18 protein-coding genes are annotated in these 19,369 nt (G+C 56.9%); 11 read left to right on the plus strand and 7 right to left on the minus strand.

Annotation, left to right across the window (positions count from 1 at the left end):
* Positions 1-53 precede the first annotated feature (53 nt).
* Genes RCF31_RS03740 through idnD form a run of 3 tightly spaced genes read left to right on the plus strand, consistent with a single transcriptional unit; the run spans position 54 to position 3,280 of the window.
* The gene (locus RCF31_RS03740; RefSeq protein ID WP_416412548.1) at positions 54-821 is read left to right on the plus strand and encodes an SDR family oxidoreductase; all 768 of its coding nucleotides are present in this window, start codon (positions 54-56) and stop codon (positions 819-821) included.
* 48 nt (positions 822-869) lie between these two features.
* Complete coding sequence (locus tag RCF31_RS03745; protein WP_416412549.1) at positions 870-2,240, plus strand: MFS transporter; 1,371 nt, start codon at positions 870-872, stop codon at positions 2,238-2,240.
* Positions 2,240-3,280, plus strand: a complete 1,041-nt coding sequence (idnD, locus tag RCF31_RS03750) for an L-idonate 5-dehydrogenase (RefSeq protein WP_416413206.1) — start codon at positions 2,240-2,242, stop codon at positions 3,278-3,280. The genes RCF31_RS03745 and idnD overlap by 1 nt, the downstream gene beginning before the upstream one ends.
* A gap of 64 nt (positions 3,281-3,344) precedes the next feature.
* Here idnD and RCF31_RS03755 read toward each other — a convergent pair whose 3' ends face one another.
* From RCF31_RS03755 to RCF31_RS03780, 6 genes are all read right to left on the minus strand, one after another.
* A complete protein-coding gene (locus RCF31_RS03755; protein ID WP_313683413.1) occupies positions 3,345-4,751 on the minus strand; it encodes an MFS transporter in 1,407 nt (468 codons plus the stop codon).
* Between the two features lie 149 nt (positions 4,752-4,900).
* Positions 4,901-6,127 carry a M20 family metallo-hydrolase gene (locus tag RCF31_RS03760; protein ID WP_416412550.1) on the minus strand — a complete coding sequence of 409 codons (1,227 nt, stop codon included), beginning with the start codon at positions 6,125-6,127 and terminating at the stop codon, positions 4,901-4,903.
* Between the two features lie 18 nt (positions 6,128-6,145).
* Positions 6,146-7,024 carry an alpha/beta fold hydrolase gene (locus RCF31_RS03765; RefSeq protein ID WP_416412551.1) on the minus strand — a complete coding sequence of 293 codons (879 nt, stop codon included), beginning with the start codon at positions 7,022-7,024 and terminating at the stop codon, positions 6,146-6,148.
* Between the two features lie 10 nt (positions 7,025-7,034).
* Positions 7,035-8,168, minus strand: a complete 1,134-nt coding sequence (locus RCF31_RS03770) for a pyridoxal phosphate-dependent aminotransferase (RefSeq protein WP_416412552.1) — start codon at positions 8,166-8,168, stop codon at positions 7,035-7,037.
* Between the two features lie 13 nt (positions 8,169-8,181).
* Positions 8,182-8,964, minus strand: a complete 783-nt coding sequence (locus RCF31_RS03775; protein ID WP_416412553.1) for an SDR family oxidoreductase — start codon at positions 8,962-8,964, stop codon at positions 8,182-8,184.
* A 63-nt stretch (positions 8,965-9,027) separates the two neighbouring features.
* Positions 9,028-9,705, minus strand: coding sequence for a GntR family transcriptional regulator (locus RCF31_RS03780; protein ID WP_299452802.1), 678 nt, complete (start codon positions 9,703-9,705; stop codon positions 9,028-9,030).
* 263 nt (positions 9,706-9,968) lie between these two features.
* Between RCF31_RS03780 and RCF31_RS03785 the strand changes: the two genes are divergently transcribed.
* From RCF31_RS03785 to RCF31_RS03815, 7 genes are read left to right on the plus strand one after another with little or no spacing between them, the layout of a single operon-like run.
* Positions 9,969-10,979, plus strand: coding sequence for an ABC transporter substrate-binding protein (locus RCF31_RS03785; RefSeq protein ID WP_416412554.1), 1,011 nt, complete (start codon positions 9,969-9,971; stop codon positions 10,977-10,979).
* Between the two features lie 20 nt (positions 10,980-10,999).
* Positions 11,000-11,830, plus strand: coding sequence for an ABC transporter ATP-binding protein (locus tag RCF31_RS03790; protein WP_313683418.1), 831 nt, complete (start codon positions 11,000-11,002; stop codon positions 11,828-11,830).
* On the plus strand, positions 11,827-12,573 hold the full coding sequence (locus RCF31_RS03795) for an ABC transporter permease (protein ID WP_416412555.1): 747 nt from the start codon (positions 11,827-11,829) through the stop codon (positions 12,571-12,573). Before RCF31_RS03790 ends, RCF31_RS03795 begins: the two co-directional genes overlap by 4 nt.
* Before the next feature lie 2 nt (positions 12,574-12,575).
* Complete coding sequence (locus RCF31_RS03800) at positions 12,576-13,313, plus strand: ABC transporter permease (RefSeq protein ID WP_299452794.1); 738 nt, start codon at positions 12,576-12,578, stop codon at positions 13,311-13,313.
* Positions 13,314-13,315: 2 nt separating this feature from the next.
* On the plus strand, positions 13,316-14,053 hold the full coding sequence (locus RCF31_RS03805) for a class II aldolase/adducin family protein (RefSeq protein WP_299452792.1): 738 nt from the start codon (positions 13,316-13,318) through the stop codon (positions 14,051-14,053).
* A gap of 18 nt (positions 14,054-14,071) precedes the next feature.
* On the plus strand, positions 14,072-14,926 hold the full coding sequence (locus RCF31_RS03810; RefSeq protein ID WP_416412556.1) for a TauD/TfdA dioxygenase family protein: 855 nt from the start codon (positions 14,072-14,074) through the stop codon (positions 14,924-14,926).
* A gap of 3 nt (positions 14,927-14,929) precedes the next feature.
* Positions 14,930-16,198: an amidase family protein gene (locus tag RCF31_RS03815; protein ID WP_416412557.1), complete on the plus strand. Its 1,269-nt coding sequence runs from the start codon at positions 14,930-14,932 to the stop codon at positions 16,196-16,198.
* Between the two features lie 521 nt (positions 16,199-16,719).
* On the opposite strand, the gene RCF31_RS03820 is transcribed toward RCF31_RS03815, so the two are convergent.
* Positions 16,720-17,835: an ABC transporter substrate-binding protein gene (locus tag RCF31_RS03820; RefSeq protein ID WP_416412558.1), complete on the minus strand. Its 1,116-nt coding sequence runs from the start codon at positions 17,833-17,835 to the stop codon at positions 16,720-16,722.
* A gap of 321 nt (positions 17,836-18,156) precedes the next feature.
* Here RCF31_RS03820 and RCF31_RS03825 point away from each other — a divergent pair, with 321 nt between their 5' ends.
* A complete protein-coding gene (locus RCF31_RS03825) occupies positions 18,157-19,311 on the plus strand; it encodes a mandelate racemase family protein (protein ID WP_416412559.1) in 1,155 nt (384 codons plus the stop codon).
* Positions 19,312-19,369: the final 58 nt, after the last annotated feature.

The following is a 19,369-nucleotide window of genomic DNA, read 5'->3' on the forward strand; positions in this document are numbered from 1 at the left end:
TACAACGTCACCATACAACTTGTTAGTCATGTTACATCAGGGGATAAATTTCTATGCAAAGCTTATTTAACCTCAGCGGCAAAACGGCGCTGATCACCGGCTCTACCCGCGGTCTGGGATTTGCCTACGCACAGGGGCTCGCCCAGGCGGGTGCCAGCGTCATCCTCAATGGCACCCGTGAAGAACATATGCATCATGCGCTGGAATCTCTGAAGGCACAGGGCTACGAGGCACGCGGATTTCTGTTTAACGTGGCCAATGAAGCAGAAATTGACGCGGTTTTCGCCCGGCTGGATGCCGAACAGATTGCCGTTGATATCGTCATCAACAACGCTGGCATCCAGTTCCGCAAACCGATGCTGGAGCTGGCGCTGGCTGACTGGCAGCGCGTACTGGATGTCAATTTGACCAGTGCTTTCCTGGTCGCTCGCGCAGCGGCCCGTCGTATGGTGGCTCGCAATCGCGGTGGCAAAATCATCAATATCGGCTCTCTGACCAGTGAAGCGGCACGCGCCACGGTTGCGCCTTACACCGCCGCCAAAGGGGGCATCAAACTGCTGACGAAATCCATGGCGGCCGAATGGGCGGCATTCAATATTCAGACCAACGGTATCGGGCCGGGCTACATCCTCACCGATATGAACGCGGCATTGGTCGATAACGAAGAATTCAACAAGTGGGTGTGCAGCAGCAACCCTTCCGGCCGCTGGGGCAAGCCAGAAGAACTGGTGGGCACCGCAGTGTATCTGGCTTCTGCCGCCTCCGATTATGTTAACGGCCAGATGATCTACGTGGATGGTGGCTGGCTGGCCACGTTATAAACCCCTCGTCACTTCACCGATAAAAACCATTCACGGTAAAGGCTGAATATGAAACCGACCCGTACCCGACTTTCTGTTCTGGCAATGCTATTTGTTGTCACTGCCATTAACTATATGGACCGTGCCAACCTGTCCGTTGCCGGCTCTCACATCCAGGGAGAATTCTTCCTGTCAGCCACCCAGCTGGGATTGTTGTTTTCCATGTTTACCTGGTTCTATGCCATGAGTCAGATCCCGGTCGGCTACCTGCTCGACCGCATTGGTTCACGCTGGCTGTACGGCAGCGCCATTGTGCTATGGAGCCTCTTCACACTGTTAATGGGGCTGGCGTCTCATCACTTTTTCACCACAGCCACCGCATCATTTATGATGTTACTGGTCTGCCGTGCCCTGATTGGTGTTGCGGAAGCGCCCTCTTTTCCCTCCAATACCAAAATCATTGCCACCTGGTTTCCCGATCATGAACGTGCCCGCGCCACGGCCACGTATTCCAGCGCGCAATATATTGGCCTGGCACTGCTGACTCCGGCGCTGTCATTTATCGTCAGCCAGTGGGGATGGGAGATGTCGTTCTATATCTCGGGACTGATCGGTATCGTGTTTGGCATTTACTGGCTGATCGCCTATCGCGATCCGCAGCACAGCGTCCGTGTTAACCAGGCGGAACTGGAAGTGATTCGTCAGGGGGGTGGTTATGGTTCCTCTGGTCAGCTAAGTCCAAACCCCAGCGTTAACTGGCAATCGGTGCGTTATATTCTGCGTCAGCGTATCACCTGGGGGCTGTTTATTGCCCAGTTTGCCGCCTCCTCAACCCTCTACTTTTTCCTGACGTGGTTTATCGTTTATCTGGAGAAAGGGCTGCACCTGTCGATTGATAAAGCCGGTATCGGTGCCATGTTCCCATATCTGATGGCAATGGCCGGTGTGCTGTGCGGGGGGACGCTGAGCGATATGCTGCTGAAACGCGGCCACTCCCGTACCTTCTCGCGCAAACTACCGGTGATGGCCGGTATGCTGCTGACCTGCTCTATCGCCCTGGTGAACTTCTTTCAGGATCAGCCGGTGATCGCCATCGCCATTTTGTCTATCGCCTTCTTTGCCAACGCGTTTTCTAATCTTGGCTGGGTGGTGTGTAGCGATGTCATTCCCCGGCACCTGATCGGCACCATTGGCGGCTTCCTGAATATCTTCGGCAATCTCTCCGGCATTGTGAGTCCCATCATCATTGGCGTCATTCTGCAGCGGACCCAGAATTTCCAATACGCGATGTGGTATATCGCCGCCGTTGCGCTGTGCGGCTTTCTCGCTTATCTGCTGCTGGTCGGAAGAATTGAGGTACTGACGCCGCCCGCCGAACAATCGCAGGACAAGGCAGAAGAACATTTTGATACCCAATCCAACGTACAGAGAGAAGCATGATGCAGCAGAAAACAGTTAAAGCGGTTGTCGTCAGCGCCGCACATCAGGTGCACTGTGAAAACCGTGCTATTGAGTGGCATGACGATCAGGTACTGGTACGTGTTGAACGTGGCGGGATTTGCGGTTCAGATATCCATTATTATCAGCATGGTCGCGCAGGGATGTCAGTGTTGAAAGCACCGATGGTGCTGGGGCATGAATTTGTCGGCATTATCGATCAGGCACCTGCGGGTAGTGGTTTACAGCCGGGCCAGCGCGTGGCGATCAACCCCTCGCAGCCCTGCCAGCAATGTGCATTTTGTCTGGAGGGTAAACAGAATCTGTGCCGTTCGATGCGTTTTATGGGCAGCGCGCAGTTTTTTCCCCATGTGAATGGGGGATTTGCTGAATATGTTGCCGTCAATCCGGTGCAGTGTGTGCCTTACGACGCCAGCGTGGCGGCGAAGGTCATCGCATTTGCGGAACCGCTGGCGGTGTGTATCCATGCGGTGCGGCAGGCGGGCGACCTGACCGGCAAACGGGTGCTGGTCACCGGTGCGGGTCCGATCGGTTGTCTGGTGATTGCTGCGGCACTGGCCTCAGGTGCGACCGAGGTGATGGCGACCGACATCAGTGAACGTTGTCGCGAGCTGGCACTGCAAATGGGGGCTTCGCTGACGGCAGATCCGCGCGTAACGGACATCACCGCTGGCTGGACGGAAAATGGCGGTGCCTTTGATGTCTGCTTTGAGGCCTCCGGCGCAGCCACGGCCGTCGCATCTGCCGTCAGCTTTACCCGGCCCGGCGGCATCATAGTCCAGCTCGGAATGGGCACCCCTGAAGTGAATTACCCTGTCGGCCCACTGCTGGTCAAAGAAGTTCAGCTGCGCGGTTCTTTCCGCTTTACCGGTGAGTTCACTACTGCCGTGCGCTGGCTGGAATCAGGCAAAATAAAGCCACTGCCACTGCTCACCGCCGAAATTGCAATGACGGAAGCGGTTAGCGCGCTGGATCTGGCCGCCGATAAAGAGCGGGCCGCCAAAGTGCAGCTGGTGTTTTAATCATCTGATAGCGGATTTTAATCTGTGAAAAAGAATCGCGCCGCAACAACCGGGTGCGATTCTTTTACTGTTTCAGCAGTTGCTGCCCGGCATTCTTTTCCAGCCGATAGACATTGAACAGCGAACAGGCCACCAGCAATGACACGCCGATAAAAGCCACATTCACATCCGCCTGGCCTGGCACGCTACTCTCCCGCCATCCCATTGAGATACGCATCAGCAGCGCGGCAATCGCGATCCCGGCACTCATGCTGAACTGGAAGAAGATACTGAAAATTACCGACGCATCCGCCATCTTTTCCTGCGGTACATCGGCGAATCCGAGGCTGTTATAGCAACTGAACTGCAGCGAGCGCGTCAGGCCACCAATAAACAGAATGGTGGCGATGGCGAAATAGCTAAGTGAGGGGCTGAGCAGCACACAGCTGAGAATCGCCAGCAGACTAATCAAGCCATTCCACAGCAGGATGCGGCGGAAACCAAAACGATTCATCAGCCAGGTGGTGGCAGGCTTCATCGCCAGATTACCGGCAAATACCCACAACACCATCGATCCTGCCTGCACCGCACTCCAGCCAAAACTCAACTGAAACAGCAGCGGCAGCAGGAAGGGAATGGCGTTGATGGAGGCACGGAAATACGATCCGGCAATCGCCGTACTGCGGAAGGTTGGAATCGACAGCGTGCCGAAAGGCAACAACGGTGCCGGATGGTGCAGGCTGTGGCGGTAGGTCAGTACCGCACTGACGATACCCACCGCCATCAGCAACAATCCGCTGGTCAGCTCGCTGTGTCCCAGCAATTCCAGCCCGGTGACCAGTGCAACACAGGCTAAAGCGGTATAAACAAAGCCGAGGCCATCAAACGGTCGCGCTGAGGTGTTATGGGTTTTCGGTACCAGCCTGAAGGTGGCCAGCAGCGCCAGTATGCCTAACGGGATATTCAGCCAGAAGATCCACGACCAATGACCATAAGTGACGATAAAACCACCCAACGGCGGCCCCAGCACCGGCGCAATCAGGCCAGGCCAGGTAATCACCGCGATAGTTTTCACCATGTGTTTTTTCGCCGTGACACCCAGCACCACCATACGCCCAACCGGCACCATCAAGGCACCACCGATCCCCTGCAACACCCGGCTAAAGGTGAAGAATGGCAGATTGTCGCTGACGCCGCACAACACCGACGCCAGGGTAAACAACAGAATGGCGGCAGCAAACAGATTACGCGCCCCGATGCGTCCCGCCAGCCAGCCGCTGATCGGGATAAATATCGCCACCGCTAACAAATAGGCGCTGATGCCGACGTTGAGCGCCACCGGGCCAACGGCAAACTCATGGGCCATTTGCGGTATCGCGGTGACAATCACCGTGGCATCGAGGTTTTCCATAAAAAAGGTCAGCGCCACCAGCAGCGCCAGCCAGAGCGGACTGCCTGCTGTTGAGGGGGTTTGCGACGAGGGGTGGGACATTCCTGCGGCATCCTGTTCAGGTACAAATTGCGTGAAGAATCCACAGGATAGCCGTAGCGGCGCGATTTTTCGCGCTCTTTTCAATATGCAGTCGCAAAAACTGCGCGATAAATCGCGCCGCTACCGGTCCGTGCCGTAATTGGCCTGTGTTATCCCCCTAGCCACTTCACCGCCACATCCAGCAACACCTGTGCCCCGGCACACACCTGTTCTGGCTCAGACCACTCCTCGGGGGCATGACTGATCCCCGCCCGGCAAGGAATAAAGATCATTGCCGCGGGACAAATGGCCGCCAGATAGCGCGCATCATGACCGGCCGCTGAGAGCAACGGCATGGCCGGATAGCCCCGCTCGCGGGCAGACCCGGCGATCATCTGCTGCAAGCGGGGATCAAAGGTATTTGGCGCAGCTTCGCTCAGCCGGGAGATTACCACCAGGCAGGGTGCCGCCAGCGCATTCATGATCTGTTCGATTTGCGCTGCCAGCGCTGTCAGCATCGGTTCCTGTGGATGACGCAAGTCGATGCGAAACGTCAGGTTATCCGGGATCACCGAGGGCGCATTGGGCTGCATCTCGACCCGCCCGATGGTAAACATCACCTCAGGATCGGCGTCGCCAGTTACCTGATAAAGTTGCTGAGCAATGCGGGTAAAACTGCGCAGCACATCACGCCGTTCTTTCATCGGGACGGTACCCGCATGGCCGCGTTCGCCGTGTAACGTCACTTGCCAGGTGACTTTTCCCTGAATCCCGCTCACCACGCCGATGGTGGCTCCGGTTTTTTCCAGTACGGTTGCCTGCTCGATATGCGCTTCGAGGTAAGCCGCAGGGGGCCAGCTGCCGCGCCAGACCGACAACGGCATCCTTTGCCGGATGGCCGCCAGCGCCTCACCCACCGTCACCCCACTGGCGTCGGCGACGGCGTGAATCGCCGCCAGATCACGCGCCCCGGCGAACCAGGAGGAACCCATCATACCGGGTGCAAAGCGCGACCCTTCCTCATTCATCCAGGAGACGGCTACCACATCACAGCGCGGTTGCCAGCCGCTTTCGCGCAGTACCGTCAGCACTTCCAGCGCTGCCAGCACGCCGTAAACGCCATCAAAGCGTCCACCCGTGGGCTGACTATCAAGATGACTGCCCAACAGCAAAGGCGCTGCCTGGCGGTCAACCCCCGGTAAAGTCACAAACAAATTTCCTGCCGCATCGCCGCAGATTTCCAGCTGGCTTTCCTGCGCCCAGTGCTGCATCAGCTGCCAGCTCTCCTCCTCTTCCCTGCTCAGTGCCTGACGATTGACGCCCTCACCGGGAATGGCCCCGATTTGTGCCATTTGCATCAACCGCTGCCACAGGCGTTCACCCGCAATTTTCATCATCTCTCCTGCCAGCCGGTATCAGTCGGTACGCATAATCTGCGCCGGATTGGCGCGCGGATCGCGCTCGCCCCAGTTGCCGCTCTCCACCTGGGCAAAAAACTCCGCCAGCAGTTGATTAAACAGCTGCGGTTCTTCCAGGTTGAGGGTGTGGCCGGTTTTCGGCAGGATCGCCAGCCCGGCAGCGGGCAGATGCTTTTTCAGGTACAGGCCTGGTTGCAGGCAGTGGTCGTCCTCGTCCCCCACCATAATCAGGACGGGCAACTGCAACGCCTGAATCTGTGCCTCCAGCTGGTAAAAGGCCGGACGACGCGCCTGCACCCCGCGCATGGTGAGCGATGCCCCGAGCGAGTCATGCTCTGCCAGCCGATCGGCAAAACGCTGCCAGCCCAGCGGATCTTTATTCTGGAACTGCACACGGCTGGCACCCAGCGCATAGGTCGGCGCAAACTTTTTAGCGCCCTGGCTGGCAAAGTTTTCCCCCACCTGGAGCGAGACCTGACGAAAATAGGCTTCGGTTTCCGGCTCACAACCGTAACCCGCCCCGGCTATGGTCAGCGACAGCGCACGCTCAGGCGCATTCAGACCAAAATGCAGCGCCGCAAACCCGCCCATCGATAAACCGACAATGTGTGCCTGCTCAATACCCAGACCATCGAGCACCGCCAGCGCGTCTTCCACCGCACGTTGTTGTGAGTAGGCCTCTAACTGCATCGGCACCGAAGAAGGCGGATAGCCACGTGCCGCATAAGTGATGCACTGATAACGACGGCTGAAGGCATGGATTTGCGGCTGCCAGCTATCGTAGTTGCCGCCAAATTCGTGGATAAAAAGAATCGGCAGGCCAGTACCGGTACTTTCAACCCACAGCTGAACGTCATCATTGGTGGTGATAAACATGGTTCGATCCTCAGAAGGGTTGACGGAATTCCTGCTGTTGCGCGGCCTGCACCACCATTTCCGGCAACAGTGCAGCAAACTTCTCTGCCCAGGCAGCGGGAACCGTGGTGCTGACTTTGATAAAGCGATCGCCAAAGGTTGCAGTGTGATAACCGCCGTGACGGATCTGAATGCCCTGTTGCAGATAGCACTCCACCAGCGCTTCCGGGCGAATGTCTGCACCGGTGACATCGATCACCAGGAAGTTGCCACCGGAGGGATATACCGGCAGCGACAAACCGGGTACTGCCCTGACCGCTTCAGCAATCAACGCCTTATTGTGGTGATCGGCCGCCAGTAAGCAGGCCATCCATTCCTCTTTCACCTGAAGCCCGGCTTCGGCCGCACGTTGTGCCGGTACGCTGGCCCCCAGCACGCCGCCGTTGTACGGAGCCAGCTCTGCCAGCAATTGCGGTGCGGCGATCAACGCGCCGACGCGCAACCCTGCCAGTCCCAGCCATTTCGAGAAGCTCACCGACATCACCACCTGCTCGCTATCCAGTCCCAGCGCAGCAACATGGTCCGGGGCGAAATCGCGATAAGTGCAGTCATGAATCAGCAGTACATTGTGGCGACGGGCAATGGCGATAAACGCCTGCAACTCTTCACGGCTGTAGTGAATACCCAACGGGTTATTCGGATCGACGAGATAAATCAGGGCGGTGTTGTCATCCACCACCGCCGCCAGTGCTTCCGGGGTCAGGCGATAATCACAAGCCGCATTCCAGATAGGGATTTGAATCACCTGCGATCCCATCTGCTGCGCAAACTGGCATGGCCATTTCCAGCTGGGGTCGGTGGTGACGAAGGTGGTGCCGGGACGGCAGCGCGCACGGCACAGCGTCGCCAACGCATTCACGCCGCCATCGGTTACCATCGCTTCGACACCGGCGACACCAATGTCATTGACAATGGCGCGACGCAGCGATTCAAAACCGAGCGGCGGCGCATAGGCGTTAAACTCGGCGGCCGCCACCGACGCTTGCAGCGCCGCCAGCACCGTCGGATGTGCAGGTAAATGGTTGGTATTTTGCCCCATCCAGATCAGCCCTTCGGTGGCAAATAACTGATCAAACCAGGCGTTACGGGTATAGATATCTGACATGCTGCGCTCCCGGTTAGATGACCGATCCACGCGCAGCAATGCCGCCGTCGATAGTGATATTGGTGCCGCTGATATAACCGGCGCGATCGGAAGACATAAACGCCACCAGGTCCGCCACTTCTTCTGAAGTCGCCGGACGCTTGCCCGGATAGAGCGCGAACAGCTCCTCCCAGCGCGCTTCGTCACCCAGCATATCAATCGCTTTGCGCTTCATGATTTTCAGCATGCGATCGGTCGCTACCGGACCTGGGTTGATGCCGATAACCCGGATGCCGTCATCAAGACTGCGGCCACCCAGCGCTTTGGTAAACGACATCAGTGCTGCGTTGCCGGTGCTGCCAGCAATGTAGCTGGCGTCCCAGTTCTCGCCGGAGTTGCCAATCACATTGATGATCACGCCACTTTTGGCGGCTTTCATTTGCGGATAATAAAGACGGCACAGCGAGATATAGCCGAAGACCTTGAGATCAAAACCGGCGCGCCAGGCCTGATCATCAACGATATCCAGCGATCCGGCGGGAATATCACCGGCGTTGTTGACCAGAATATCGATGGCCCCGACTTCTGCCGCCAGCGACTCCATCGCCGTTGTGGAGCTGAGATCTTTTTCATACACCGAGACGCTGACGCCATATTCCGCTATTAACGCCTGCTGCAAATCGCGCATCGCCGCGCCATTGCGCGCCGCCAGATGTAAGGTGCAGCCTTCCGCAGCCAGCACCCGTGCTGTCGCTTCACCAATCCCTTTTGATGCGCCAGTGATCAGCGCGCTTTTGCCATTCAGATTCAGTTTCATGTTGTGCTCTCCGTGTTAGGTATACAAAACAAAGCAATTTGCATACCAGGAAAGCAAATTTATTTATCCGGCGAAACCCGCGATAAAATCCACCAAATCGTCACCCAGTAAAGTCAGATGCTTACGCATCGCATCGTGCGCAGCATCAGCATCGTTGCGTGCAATGGCTTCGACAATCGCACCGTGCTCCTCCAGTGTCTTATTCACCCGGCCCGGATGAAAGGTGACCCGACGGCGATACACGCCCACACGATTACGCAACGCACGCGTCTCCTCCGCTAAAAACTCATTACGGGCAAAGGCATAGATTGCCTCATGAAAGCTGAGGTTCATTTCATAGAACGCGGCGGGTGAGATCGAGGTGCCCTGATCTGCCATCTGTTGATGGATCTGGCGTAGCTGGTGCAACTGATCCGGCGCGATCCGCCGCGCTGCCAGTCGGGCGCAGAGTCCCTCCAGCTCAGCCATCACCTGAAACATCTCCAGCAGCGTATTCATGCCGAGCGCCCGGACCATCACGCCCTGGCGGCCATTCAGATCCACCAGCCCATCCGCTGCCAGCAGGCGAAAAGCCTCACGTACCGGGGTGCGTGAGACATCAAAGCGTGCGGCAATTTCCTTTTCGTCCAGACGCTTACCGGGTTCCAGCACACCGCTGGCGATCTCTTTTTCCAGGCTCTGCTTCAGGCCATCCGCCAGCGATGTTCCCGCTAAGCGGGAGAGACTTTTTTGCTCACTCATGGTGCTTTTTGCTCGTCAGGTTGCACTGATATGATCCTTTTTGCATACCTTAAATTACTTTAGGTATACATCCATTCCGTCACTACATAATGCGTATTGTCGCTGATTTCTGGCGCGGGTCAATGACCTTTATCGAAGCTGGCACACATCCTGCAAGTCCGGTAATGCATCACCGTAATTTTATAAGCGATGAGATGTATACATAGATTAAGTACCTAAGACATGACCAGGCTATTTGACACCCGAGACCAGAGGATAAACCAATGCCAGGATTCACCTCACCGTTCGCCCGCCGTTGTCTGACCGGATTACTCTGCACCGCGTTGCTCGCCAGCGCCGCGCAGGCTGCCACGGAGAAAGTTTCAGTCCGCCTGAAATGGCTGGCGCAGGCACAGTTCGCCGGTTTTTATGTCGCAAAAGAAAAAGGCTTTTATCAACAACAAGGGCTGGATGTCACCATCAATCCCGGTGGCCCGAACATCAACGTTGAGACTTTAGTCGCTTCCGGTGCCGATACCTTCGGCCTGGCGGGCGGCATGGAGAGCGTACTGGCGGCACGGGAAAAAGGCCTGCCTATTGTCGCGCTGGCGATGTCGCAGCAGCGCACCCCGTTTGCCTTTGTCACCTATGCAGATTCCGGTATCAACAGTTTCAAAGATTTTAAAGGTAAGAAGGTGTCAGTGTGGTTTACCGGGGTGCAGTATCCCCTGCTGGCCTCGCTGGGTGCCGCTGGCCTGAAGAAAGACGATATCACCCTGCTGCCGCAATCAGTGTCGCTTAACCCGTTTATTGATAAGCAGGTCGATGTCGCCACCGTCACCCTGTACAACGAATACAACACGCTGAAAGAGAAAGGCGTGACCAATCTGAAGCTGATCTCGCCGGACGATGTCGGCGTCACCACTCAGCAGGATGCGCTGATCACCTCAAAAGCCATGGTGGAAAAAGATCCGGCAAAAGTTCAGGCGTTTGTGGATGCCACGCTGGAAGGTTGGAAATACGCACTCACCCACCGCGCTGAAACCATCGATATCCTGATGAAAACCAACCCGAGTCTCGACCGTAAACACCAGGTGGCGATGCTCGATACCATCGCCTCACTGATGTACCCGCAGGGTTCACCGGGACTGGGCTACGTCGATATGCCGAAGGCAGAGAAGATGATGAAACTGCTGGTGCAATACGGCGCGCTGAAGCAGCCGGTGGACGTGAATCAAACCTTTGATCTGAGTTTCTGGCAGAAAGTCCCGGCAGCAGACAAAACCCTCAACTAAAGCCCGCGCGGAGAAGCCTGATGACCGTTGCACCCAAAAACTCACTGCCCCTGTTGCAGCTGGATAATTTATGGAAACGCTTTGGCGATGCGCAGAAGCCGGTGGTCGCCGTCTCTGGCGTCAACCTGACGGTGAATGAAGGGGAGTTTGTCACGTTGGTTGGTCCTTCCGGCTGCGGCAAATCGACGCTGTTTAACATGATCGCTGGCCTGATCAATCCGGACAACGACGGTGCCATCCTGTTTAAAGGCCAGTCACAGCAGGATGGCGAGTTGCTGGGCAAAGTGTCGTTTATGCCACAACGCGATCTGCTGCTGCCGTGGCGCACCATTATGGATAACGCCATTCTGGCACTGGAATGTGAAGGCATTGCGCGTAAGGACGCGCGCAAACGGGCCGAGGCGCTGTTTCCCAGCTTCGGTCTGAGCGGTTTTGAACAGAGCTACCCCCATCAGTTATCCGGCGGCATGCGACAACGTGTCGCCCTGATGCGTACCTTCCTGTTTCAGCGCGATTTGATGCTGCTGGATGAGCCATTTGGCGCGCTGGATGCGCTGACGCGCACGCTGATGCAGCGCTGGCTGCTCCAGCTGTGGGAACAGCATCGCCGCACCATTCTGTTTATCACCCACGATATTGACGAAGCGATCTTTCTTGGCAGCAAAGTGGTGGTGATGAGCGCGCGCCCTGGCACCATCAAATGCATCGAACCGATCGACCTGCCTCGCCCACGTACCGCGGATATCGTGACTTCTGCTGAATTTATCGCCATCAAAAAGCGCCTGCTCGATGCGATCGAAGAAGAAAGCATGAAGTCGTTCCGCTTTACCCAGCTTGAGGGGCAATCATGACGAAGCGCCTGCTGACTCATCCGCTGCTGGTCACGGTGCTACTGGTGCTGCTGTTCTGGCAGGGCAGCGTCACGCTGTTCTCCATCAGCCCGCGCTACCTGCCGTCCATTCTGATGGTGGCGCAGGATATCCAGGCGAATGCAGCGCAGTTGCTGGCCAGCACCGGGCGCACCGCGCTGGAGACGCTACTGGGCTTTGCGCTCGGCACCGCATTTGGCGTGGCTTGCGGCATCCTGTTTTTCTACGTCAGCTGGATCGATCGCGCCTGGTTTCCGCTGTTTGTCGTTTCGCAAACCGTACCGGTGATCGCCTTTGGCGCGCTGGTGGTGATCTGGTTCGGCAATACGCTGTTTGCCAAGGTGATGATTGCCTTTTACCTGACCTTTCTGCCGGTCACGCTCAATACCAAACGCGGGCTGCAAATGGTGGACCCGCTGCATATCAGCCTGCTGCGCAGCTTCGGGGCCAGTGGAATGAAACGTTTTCTGGTACTGCACTTCCCCGCTGCTGCCCCCTCGATTTTCGTCGCCCTCAAGCTGGGCATTTCCCTGAGCCTGGTCGGCGCGATAGTCGGCGAGTGGTTTGGCGACACCGTTGGACTGGGCGTACTGCTGATCCAGTCAATGTACAACGAAGATGTGGTGCGCATGTGGACGTTAATCGTCATTTGCGGGCTGACAGGGGCGCTGCTGTATGCCGTGGTGGAGCGCTGTGAGAGAAAATTAGCATGGTGGGGAAAATAGCCGTGATACGCCAACTTCTGCCGCCAATATGCGGCGTGCTGAGCCTGATCCTGCTGTGGGAAGGCAGTATCTGGCTGTTTGATATTCAACCGTTTGTTTTGCCTTCGCTGCACAGCATCGTGCTGGCAATCATCAGCAGCGGCAGCAGCCTGTGGTTATCGATGGGCTGGACCCTGCTGGAAGCACTCAGCGGCTTCGCGCTGGGCCTGCTGGCCGGATTGCTGCTGGCGATGCTGATGACGGTTTTCCGCCCACTGGAGGCCATTCTGATGCCGCTGGCGGTGGCGATTAACTCAGTGCCTACCGTGGCCTGGATCCCGCTGGCGCTGATCTGGTTTGGCATGGGGGCCATGTCAAAAATCGTGCTGGTGGTGCTGGCCGTCAGCTTTGTGATTCTGGTCAACAGCCTGCATGGGCTGAAACAGGCTGACCCGCAGATGATCAACCTGATGCGCAGCTTCGGTGCCAGCCGCGTCACCATCATGCGCAAGCTGCAACTGCCTGCCGCCTTACCCAACATTGTCAGCGGGCTGCGTGTTGGCCTGGTGCGCAGCATCATCGTGGCCATCGTTGCTGAGATGTTGGGGGCATATCAGGGCATCGGCTGGACCATCTTCCAGTCCACTCAGCAGGTGGATCTGCTGACCGTGTGGGCGGCCGTGGTGGTTTCTTCACTGGTCAGCATCGCGCTGTATGGCCTGCTGGCCTGGATCGACACAACCTTTATCTGGTGGAAATAATCATGACGCAAACCGAACAGCAACTTCGTATTCAGCTTGCCGCCTGTTATCGGCTGGTGGCGCATTTCGGCATGGATGACCTGATTTACAACCACATTTCTGTGCGCCTGCCGGGGCCGGAACACCACTTTCTGATCAACCCGTATGGCCTGTTTTTCCCGGAGATCACCGCTTCCAGCCTGATCAAAATCGATCTGGAAGGCAATGCGCTGGAACCGAGTGACTATGAGGTCAACCGCGCCGGGTTTGTCATCCACAGCGCTATCCACGCGGCCCGTGAAGACGCCATCTGCGTATTGCATACCCACTCTGACGCTGCCACGGCAGTTTCCGCGCTGGAAGAAGGCTTACAGCCGGTGAGCCAGTTCGCGATGCATTTCTGGAATCGCCTCGGCTATCACGCCTATGAAGGCGTGGCGCTGGACACCGACGAACGCGCCCGGCTGGTGCGTGACCTGGGTCCGCATCAGGTGATGGTGCTGCGCAACCACGGTATCCTTGCGGCCGGTCGCACCATTCCGGAAGCCTTTATGCTCGCTTACTACTTTGAACGCGCTTCGCGCATTCAGTTGATGGCACAGGGCAGCGGCAGCAAATTGCTGCTGCCACCGGAAGCAGTATCCGAGAAAGCCGCCCGTCAGTTTAATCAATGTGAAGGGGATATCCGCCTGCGTGGTGAGCGCGAGTGGCCCGCTTTTATCCGTCTGCTGGACAAACTCGATCCCAGCTATCGTCAGTAAACATTCAGGAGGCTACCGATGTTAGAGTTACGCCCGTTAACAGATCATATCGGCATGGAAGTGCTGAACATCGATGCGACACAACCCATTGATCCGGCGACATTTGCTGCACTTCGCACCGCGCTCAATACCCACTCCGTGCTGCTGTTGCGTAACCAGCCAGTGACTGAAGCACAGCATGTCGCGTTTGCGCGTGAATTCGGTGAACTTCAGGTGCATGTGCTGAGCCAGTTTCTGACCACGCCATACCCTGAGTTGTATGTGTTATCGAACGTGAAACAGGACGGCAAACCCATTGGCAACCATAAAGAGGGCTGGAACTGGCACTCTGACTGGTCCTACTACGAAGTGCCCTGCTTTGGCTCGGTGCTGCACGCGGTGGAAGTGCCGCCGGTGGGGGCTGATACGCTATTTTCCTCGATGTTTGCCGCTTATGACGCACTGGATGACGACACCAAACGCCTGATTCAGCCGCTGAGCGCCGTGCATTCGTATTCTACCTACTACGCTAAAGCCTTTGCCGACCGTGAACCACTCAGCACCGAGCAAAAAGCGGCGACCCCGGATGTCGTCCACCCGCTGGTGCGCCGCCATCAGGAGACGGGACGCCCATCGCTGTTTGTCGGGCAGGACATCGTGAAAGAGATCGTCGGCCTGGAGCCGGAAGAAAGCGAGGCGCTGCTGGCGCGCCTTAACGCCCACGCCATCAGTGAAACCTTTACCTACCGCCATAAATGGCAGGCTCACGATCTGCTGATATGGGATAACCGCTGCACCATGCATCAGGCCACCCCTTATGATGATGTTGCTTACCGCCGCGTGATGCATCGCGCCACGATAAAAGGCAGCGAACGCCCGCAGGCGATGGGGTAAATCATGGCGCAATCCGGTGAACGACTGCATCGGGCGTTGTTGCAGGCTTATAAACAACGCCATCTTAATAGCCTGAGCTGGCTGGCGACGGAGCCTGCTTTGGCAGCGGCTGCCGCGTTAAGCACCGGCACAGCACCGCTCGCCGGTTTGCCTCTGGTGGTCAAAGACAATATTGATGTGGCAGGGATGCCGACCAGTATCGGCACCGCATTGCTGGCGGAGGAAAACGTCAGCCGCAACGCAGAGATCATCACCCGCCTGCAACAGGCAGGGGCCATTATTATCGGTAAAGCCAGTATGCATGAGCTGGCTTCCGGCACCAGCGGGCTGAACGCTGCTCAGGGGGATGTGCTACACCCTTTTCTCTCCGGGCGCGTGGTGGGTGGCTCCTCCAGTGGCAGCGCGGCTGCCGTGGCGGCAGGGATCGTCTCTGCCAGCATCGGCACCGATACCGGGGCCTCTGTCCGGCTGCCCGCTTCATTTTGCGGTTTGATCGGTTTTCGCCCTTCACTGTTGCGCTATTCGCAACAGGGCATCGCGCCCATTTCGGCCAGTCGCGATACCGCTGGAATTCTGGCGCAACGCATCGACGAGGTGATCGCGCTTGATGCCGCCATTAGCGGTGAGACTGAACTCCCCGCCGTAACATTTGATGGTTTGCGGTTAGGGGTACCGCGCGCGCATTTCTGGTCCGGTTGTGAACCTGCGGTGGTGCAGGCAGCGGAGCCGGTCTTGCAGCGCCTGCGTGAACGCGGCGTCACGCTGATTGAGGTGGAAATCGCCGACGTGGCGGAACTGGCGGTGAAAGCCGGCTATCCAATGGCCTCCTATGAAATGCTGCGCGATCTGCCACATTATCTGCAACAACGCGGCAGCCAGTACAGTTTTGAGCAACTTAAACAGGCGGTAAAAAGCCCGGATGTCCAGGCGTTGCTTACGGATGCCGCCACCGTCAGCGCTGAACAATATCAGGAAGCCTTAAGCCACTGGAAACCATTGCTCACCGCACGCTATCAGGCGGTTTTTCATCAGCATCAGCTCGATGGCCTGATCTTCCCCAGCGTGCCACTGTTGCCGCCGCGAATTGCACAGGCCAACGCGCTGTTTCGCCAATTGATTGCAAATTGCGAACCGGCAACTGTGGTGGGCCTGCCAGGTATTAGTCTGCCGCTGGCGCAGACACCGGATGGCATTCCGGTCGGGATCGAATTGCAATTTGTCGCAGGCGACGATCGCCGGTTGCTGGCCGCCGCCGCTGCCCTGCTGGCGTAGCCACGAAAAAAGGCGGAGTGGTTAGCTCCGCCTTGATTCAAGTTCCGATCAGTGTGCCTGACCGGTCAGTTGCAAAAGGGCAACGATGATCTGCAAGATGACGCGGACTAAATCCAGCAGCAATCTAATCAGTTCCATCACTTTCCTTCTCCTCTGCAGGAGCGCGCCTTCCGGCATCCGGGACTTTGACTCCACCCGCCGAACGCCTGAGCACATCTGTGAGGAGTGCTGAGCGGCGCTCATTGTGAAAGCCACAGGCCAGCACCACCTGGTACCTGCCGGGATTTGACAATCCGCGCCCCTGGGAGTCATCAGAAAACAATGAAGCGACGCCCGACACTCAACACCTGTACAACCATACAGTAGTTGAGCCAAACTTGAAATCTTTCTCTGCACATTTTATGATTCGTTTTGTGAGGAGTGCTGAGCACCCCGTTCACCACCCGGTTACCAGCCGATGTGTGAACAGAAAAAAAGGATTTGGCGTTGCTGCCAAATCCTTTTTTATTGCCTGCGATTTATCAGGAACGATCCGCGGGCAGTGTCACCCAGTAACCTGGCTGATAAGGCAGTGGCAGGAACTTTTCATGGAACTCGCGGAAAGTGGCGTCCGGATCGAGATCGGCAAACAATTCCGGGTGCAGCCATTTTGCCAGCGCCTGAATGGCGACAAACTGATATGGGCTGTCGTAAAACTGATGCCAGATCGCATGGGCATTGCCGTTATGCGCCACCGGCAGGGTTTTAAACGCATCACGCATCATCAGGGTACGCAGGCGCGCTTCGGCCTCCTGGGTATCGGCACCCGGTCCCACGCCGACCCATTTGCCGACGGTGTTGTAGTTTTTCCAGTTAGCACCGGTGACCACCACCACATCCGGCTGGCTGGCAATAATCTGCTCCGGATTCAGGGTGCCAAAGGTGCCAGGAATCAGATCCTTCGCGATATTCCGTCCCCCCGCCAGCTCGACCATCTGGCCGAAGTTCTCGTTACCGAATGACATGCAGCATTCATCGGTATAACCACCAGCACGATCAATCATCACTTTTGGCTGCTTGCCGTTAAAATTTTTCAGGCGGTCGGTCACCTGAGCAATGGCAGCGCGACGAAATGCAATAATCTGCTCTGCGCGCTGCGGATTGTTGACCAGCTCACCCATAATGCGGATGCTTTGCTCGGCATGTTCCATCGGTTTCTCGCGGAAATCGATAAACACCACCGGAATCCCCACCGCCTGCAACTTCTCGATCAATTTACCTTCGTCAGTCGCCGCTTTCGATTCGAGATTCATCAGCACCAAATCGGGTTTCAGCGTCAGCGCCTGCTCAACATTAAAAGTGCCATCCTTAGCTCCACCAAAGGTCGGCAACTGCTTAATCTGCGGATAACGTTTTTCATACGCCATGTAGCCGTCGTAATCCGCTTTGTGGAAATCATCACGCCAGCCAACCACACGCTGGAACGGTGCCTGGGTGTCGAAGGCTGCCAGCAGGTACATCTGCCGCCCTTCACCCAGAATGATACGTTTTGACTCCTGTGCCACCTCGACCTGCCGCTCGGCCACATCGGTAATGACTTTGGCGGATGCACCACAGGCAACCGTCAGCAACCCCAGCGCTAACATCCATTTCTTCATGTGATCTAACCCTACAAATGATAATGATTATTATTAATGCATTTCGCGGCGTCACTATTACCTGGCGGCAACAAAATGAAAAGCCCTTGGCGACACATTTTTTTACATTCCGCCCGCTGTGTCACCGCTCACAAAACGCCCTCCTTTCGTGAAAACGCTCACAGCCCGCCATGCAATTGCCCAATTTATCGCCGGAATAATCCGCGCTTTGGCTAATGCGTTAACAAAAGGTGAAGACTAAATTACGAAATGAAACACCGTTTTAATTTATTGATAACGCCCGCTCCCGGGCATGGACATGTGTTTACCGGAGGAGTTGCCGTGAAGATCAGCGCCATTGATGTCACCCTGTTTACCTACCCTACACGCCGCGTATCCGACAGCGCCGGGCATTCGCATCCCGGCGCAGAAAGTGACGCTCAGCTGGCGTTACTGACCCTGACCAGCGAGGACGGCCATTGTGGCTACGCTTTTGCGCCAGCGGAGGTGATCCGTCCCCATGTGGTGAATGCTTTCTTTCGCAAGGTTTTACTCGGGCAAAATGCCTTTGATCGTGAGCGGCTGTGGCAGGATTTGGTGCACTGGCAACGCGGCAGCGCCCATCAACTGACGGAACGTGCACTGTCGGCGGTGGAGCAGGCGTTGTGGGATCTGATCGGTCGTAAACTTCAACAACCGGTACACAAGCTGCTGGGTGGTTATCGGGATAAAATTCCCGCCTATGGCAGCACCATGTGCGGCGATGAGCTGAAGGGGGGATTATCGACCCCGGATGATTACGCCCGTTTTGCCGAACAGCTGGTGACGCGTGGTTATCGTGCCATCAAGCTGCATACCTGGATGCCACCGGTGTCGTTTGCCCCCAGCCCGGCGATGGATATCAAAGCCTGCGCCGCCGTGCGTGAAGCGGTGGGACCGGATATCGCCCTGATGCTGGATGGCTACCACTGGTATAGCCGCAGCGACGCCCTCACCATCGGCAAGGCGCTGGAAAAACTCAACTTCACCTGGTTTGAGGAGCCGATGGAAGAAGAAAGTATGGCGTCCTATGCCTGGCTGGCGAATAACCTGAGCATTGATGTGCTCGGCCCGGAAAGCCTCGGTGGTAAACACCATAGCCGCGCCGACTGGGTACAGGCTGGTGCCTGTGACATTTTACGTGCCGGTGCCAACGGCGTCGGTGGGATTTCCGCCACACTCAAAGTCGCCAGCCTCGCCGAAGCCTTCGGTATGGATTGCGAAGTGCACGGCAATGGGGCCGCCAGCCTCGCCGTGGTGGGTGCCATCCGTAACTGTCGCTGGTATGAGCGCGGCCTGCTGCATCCTTTCCTCGATTATGAACAGCCCCCGGCCTATCTCCACAGCCTGACAGACCCGATGGACAGCGACGGTTTTGTCCATCTGCCGACCCGTCCCGGGCTGGGCGAAGACATTAACTTTAGTTGGATTGAAACCCATACCCTGAATCGCTGGTAATACCCGACACAAGCAGTACGGCAAACAACAATAAACCTCTGACCTGCTGGACTTTGCT

Source organism: Pantoea sp. App145, assembly GCF_047947045.1.
Classification (GTDB): Bacteria; Pseudomonadota; Gammaproteobacteria; order Enterobacterales; family Enterobacteriaceae; genus Pantoea.

What these genes read in the sequence shown, in the direction of transcription:
- RCF31_RS03760 (WP_416412550.1), bottom strand. Translation starts at nt 6,127, where the DNA reads ATGATGAAAATTGCGGGTGAACGCCTGTGGCAGCGGTTGATGCAAATG.
- idnD (WP_416413206.1), top strand. Translation starts at nt 2,240, where the DNA reads ATGCAGCAGAAAACAGTTAAAGCGGTTGTCGTCAGCGCCGCACATCAG.
- RCF31_RS03790 (WP_313683418.1), top strand. Translation starts at nt 11,000, where the DNA reads ATGACCGTTGCACCCAAAAACTCACTGCCCCTGTTGCAGCTGGATAAT.
- RCF31_RS03745 (WP_416412549.1), top strand. Translation starts at nt 870, where the DNA reads ATGAAACCGACCCGTACCCGACTTTCTGTTCTGGCAATGCTATTTGTT.
- RCF31_RS03765 (WP_416412551.1), bottom strand. Translation starts at nt 7,024, where the DNA reads ATGTTTATCACCACCAATGATGACGTTCAGCTGTGGGTTGAAAGTACC.
- RCF31_RS03770 (WP_416412552.1), bottom strand. Translation starts at nt 8,168, where the DNA reads ATGTCAGATATCTATACCCGTAACGCCTGGTTTGATCAGTTATTTGCC.
- RCF31_RS03805 (WP_299452792.1), top strand. Translation starts at nt 13,316, where the DNA reads ATGACGCAAACCGAACAGCAACTTCGTATTCAGCTTGCCGCCTGTTAT.
- RCF31_RS03740 (WP_416412548.1), top strand. Translation starts at nt 54, where the DNA reads ATGCAAAGCTTATTTAACCTCAGCGGCAAAACGGCGCTGATCACCGGC.
- RCF31_RS03810 (WP_416412556.1), top strand. Translation starts at nt 14,072, where the DNA reads ATGTTAGAGTTACGCCCGTTAACAGATCATATCGGCATGGAAGTGCTG.
- RCF31_RS03785 (WP_416412554.1), top strand. Translation starts at nt 9,969, where the DNA reads ATGCCAGGATTCACCTCACCGTTCGCCCGCCGTTGTCTGACCGGATTA.
- RCF31_RS03820 (WP_416412558.1), bottom strand. Translation starts at nt 17,835, where the DNA reads ATGAAGAAATGGATGTTAGCGCTGGGGTTGCTGACGGTTGCCTGTGGT.
- RCF31_RS03775 (WP_416412553.1), bottom strand. Translation starts at nt 8,964, where the DNA reads ATGAAACTGAATCTGAATGGCAAAAGCGCGCTGATCACTGGCGCATCA.
- RCF31_RS03780 (WP_299452802.1), bottom strand. Translation starts at nt 9,705, where the DNA reads ATGAGTGAGCAAAAAAGTCTCTCCCGCTTAGCGGGAACATCGCTGGCG.
- RCF31_RS03795 (WP_416412555.1), top strand. Translation starts at nt 11,827, where the DNA reads ATGACGAAGCGCCTGCTGACTCATCCGCTGCTGGTCACGGTGCTACTG.
- RCF31_RS03755 (WP_313683413.1), bottom strand. Translation starts at nt 4,751, where the DNA reads ATGTCCCACCCCTCGTCGCAAACCCCCTCAACAGCAGGCAGTCCGCTC.
- RCF31_RS03815 (WP_416412557.1), top strand. Translation starts at nt 14,930, where the DNA reads ATGGCGCAATCCGGTGAACGACTGCATCGGGCGTTGTTGCAGGCTTAT.